The sequence below is a fragment of the Brevundimonas sp. genome (assembly GCF_044239655.1).
In the GTDB taxonomy this organism is placed as follows: domain Bacteria; phylum Pseudomonadota; class Alphaproteobacteria; order Caulobacterales; family Caulobacteraceae; genus Brevundimonas.
In genome coordinates this window covers 1-3,100 of sequence record NZ_JBIIAY010000231.1, presented here as the reverse complement: position 1 = coordinate 3,100, position 3,100 = coordinate 1, and the positions used below count along the sequence as shown (strand labels likewise).

Sequence of the window (3,100 nt, the reverse complement as noted above, 5' to 3'; positions counted from 1 at the left end):
AGTTCGCTTACCCTCGCTAATAGCCCTAAAAAAAAGATTCCTTTGATTTTTCAATCCGTGTAAGTCCATTAAAGCGTCAGCTCAAGCTGGTGTAGAGGTCATATAGCGGCTTCAGCGCAACCCTAATGGATTCCTTTTCATCAGTCCGCCACTTTTCCATTGGTTTGGTTTTGAAAATATCAGACAACGATCGTTGCAGTTTGCCAGCGTAGTTGAGCCAATGATTGTTTGCTTCGGTGCTCTTCTCTGGATCATTTTCGCCTCTGAGTTGAGCAACGTGAGGAGGTAGGATGCCAACGATTTGTGCGCCCAGTTTTGCTACATCGGAAGGCCAAAGCTCAAGCTCAAGTTGATCTCGGTTACGAGCGAGGTGGACGGCTTTATCTGCGATTGCGTTGTCGATACCTAGCGAGGTTATCCATTGGGCTTTATCTCTAATATGCTCCCGCCCCAAGATGATGTATTGCCCCACATCTGCCATTCTTAGAATAGCTGCTCGACCATCTGATTTAGCTTTTGATGCCAGAACATTAGCTTCAGCATAGGCTTGCTTGATCTCTTTCTCAATTGATTCCAAGACCTCGGTCTTAGGAATCATCTCTTGTGTATTTTTTGTTTCCATTAGTTTTTTTGTAAGTTGTTTTTGCCAGTTCTGTTTTTAAAGCGGCAGATGGGGGTAATCCGGTTTCCTTCAAAAACTCCATAGCAATCTTTGAAATTGCCGCCTTAGTTACGTTCACCTTTCTAGCAACGTCAAGCATATTTGACGCAATAATGATAGGATGCCCTATGGCAAACGCGATACCGTATAGCTGAGGCGACTTATGATATCCGTGGTTAAAAAGGAACGTGACGATGTTATTTAAAAGCCCTAGCATATACTCCGAAGCTTCTCTGTATTGGTTAGAGTTTGCGAGTATAAAAGCCAAATCCTTTGGATCATCAAAGGCAGCAAAATCATGCTCGTAGGATGATTCTGAATAATCTGAAGAATCTCGCATTTCAGACATTATCTAATTTTTTCTCCCAAGGGAACCAGCTTGCGCTCCCGTTAATTCCGAGGTGGCTGTAATGCAATGCCCGAAACCTATGCGCCTGCTCCCTCGCCTCGTCGCGTTCACGTTTTAGGTTTTCATTTGTTATTTTCAATACCCTCTTATATGCCTTTGATTTTTGTGCTTCATCCCTTGCCTCGTCCCGTTCTTGGCAAAATCTCTCCGCTCTTTTCTCCGCTTGAGCAATCTGTGACAAAGCCTCATCGCGCTCGCGCTCTAGCTTTCTACTATGTTCCCACAAAATTGGATGCGAGTGCGTTGCCGCTTGCCCTAATTGAACTTCAAGATGATCTGTCTCTGGTGTGTCGCTCATCTGTCTGAAAATCTTGAAATTGCGCCATTCATTGTGACAGGAGCGAAAACAAACCTCTCGCCATTTCGATTCTTGGTGATGCTGATTTCTGCATTTGGATGATCTCGGTGATTTATGTTCAAAACGTAATCGGCGTGGTGACCTATTGCCCGAGACTCTCGGAGCTCGCCGCCATCATTTAGCTGAGAGGCGGTAAGAACGCAAATGTTATTTTTCAAGGCAATCAATTTTAGTTTTCGGACGATTTCGCTGATTTGTTGTTCACGATTTTCTGCGTTACCAGAAGACGAGCAAAGCTGGATATAGTCAAGCACAATAAAATCGCAAGGAGTTTTTCTGCAGATCGCCTCGACTTCAGAGATGTCCGAAATGCTATCGAAGATGGTGAGTGGCAGAAGGGAGATATTGGATAATCCTTTGAGAATGGCTTTGCTTTGTTCTTGAGATGGTTTGCTGTATTGCGGAACGCATTGAACACCGCACTTGCAAGAAACCAATCTGGTCAGGACTTGACTCGCCGACATTTCTAAGCTGAAAATGATTCCTGCGTAATTGTCGGAGCAACAAGATAAAGCGGTTTGAATAAGTGCTATACTTTTTCCTCCGCTTGTTTCGGAAGCAAATACGGCGACCGTGCCTTTTTCAAATCCACCGCCTAGCAAGTTGTCGAGGTTTCGGATTCCGGTTTTGAGGCGAATAGGCGGAGAATTGCTTTCGAGAAGGGTTAAGAGTTCGGAGCATTGCTGTTTTAGAGTGATGCGGTTTGGTTCTTCGTCGTCTTCGGTAGAAAAGCATTCAGCAAGCTTGGTGAGATCAGCCGACATGGAGAGGACGTCCTGTCGCGAAGATTCAAGAAGCTTAAGCGCACGGCGATATTTTCTAGTTTTCACAAGATCGCGCCGAAACTCTAAGGCTGATTCAATGTCCTTTGGTGCGGGATAGGCCTCAAACGCCGTTAAAACCCCGTGGTGACCTCCGACATCATCGAAGCCCCCGCTTGCCTCAAGATGTGATTGGAGCCTGAAGAGGTCGCTTCTCGCTCCATCTTCGTGGAGTTTCTTAGCGGCTCGGAAGAGAACTTGATTTGAGTAGTTGAAAAACAAATCCTCTTCCCATTTCGCGGAATCTAAGGCGTCATAGTTTTGAAGGATAATTGAGATGGCAGCGGTCTCGGCAAAATCGCTTCGTGGAACTGCACTTTTTATTATTTCTGGTTTCATATTTTTTGGAGGTAATTTCTCGCCTCTCCTTTGGAGAGAGGCAGAGAAATATCTATCTAGCGATAGCAGATAGATAGTCTATCTATCTATCTAGGGAATGTTTGGTTATAGTTAGGTTATGTTTAGGTTCAGGTTAGGTTTCATTTAGGTTATTCAGAGCTTCAAATATCTGCCCTTGACTTCTTCCGTTTTGTTAATTTTTGGTCTTCCGCCTTTCTTTCCATTAGCGGGACTTGTTAGCAACTTTTTATTCTGATCTTGCCATTGGTGAAGGATGAACTTCTCACCACTTCGCTTTGCGAATCCCGAATCAATAAGTGCCTTCTCTAATTGATTTGGGTCTCCGCTCCAACCCGCAATCGCAGAGATTATGTCTGGCGATTTTTCAAACACCTCATTTTTCCGAAACTGGCATTGTGACCAAAGTTTTAAAAGACAAAACACCCCTTCATGTCCTGCCAATTGAATTAAGATTTTTGTTTTGTAATGCTCGCAGAAGTCTGGCGATAAAA

General features: G+C 44.3%; 5 protein-coding genes. All 5 read right to left on the bottom strand.

Features of this window, described 5'->3' with window-relative positions; genetic code table 11:
- Positions 1-76: 76 nt before the first annotated feature.
- The gene (locus ACILQR_RS16855; protein WP_395652516.1) at positions 77-622 is read right to left on the bottom strand and encodes a hypothetical protein; all 546 of its coding nucleotides are present in this window, start codon (positions 620-622) and stop codon (positions 77-79) included.
- On the bottom strand, positions 588-1,010 hold the full coding sequence (locus ACILQR_RS16850) for a hypothetical protein (RefSeq protein WP_395652515.1): 423 nt from the start codon (positions 1,008-1,010) through the stop codon (positions 588-590). Before ACILQR_RS16850 ends, ACILQR_RS16855 begins: the two co-directional genes overlap by 35 nt.
- Entirely contained in the window at positions 1,003-1,368 is a 366-nt protein-coding gene (locus tag ACILQR_RS16845) for a hypothetical protein (protein ID WP_395652514.1), read from the bottom strand. The genes ACILQR_RS16850 and ACILQR_RS16845 overlap by 8 nt, the downstream gene beginning before the upstream one ends.
- Positions 1,365-2,588: a replicative DNA helicase gene (locus ACILQR_RS16840; RefSeq protein WP_395652513.1), complete on the bottom strand. Its 1,224-nt coding sequence runs from the start codon at positions 2,586-2,588 to the stop codon at positions 1,365-1,367. The genes ACILQR_RS16845 and ACILQR_RS16840 overlap by 4 nt, the downstream gene beginning before the upstream one ends.
- A 153-nt stretch (positions 2,589-2,741) precedes the next feature.
- Positions 2,742-3,100: hypothetical protein (locus ACILQR_RS16835; RefSeq protein WP_395652512.1), on the bottom strand; the 359-nt coding region annotated here is incomplete at its 5' end.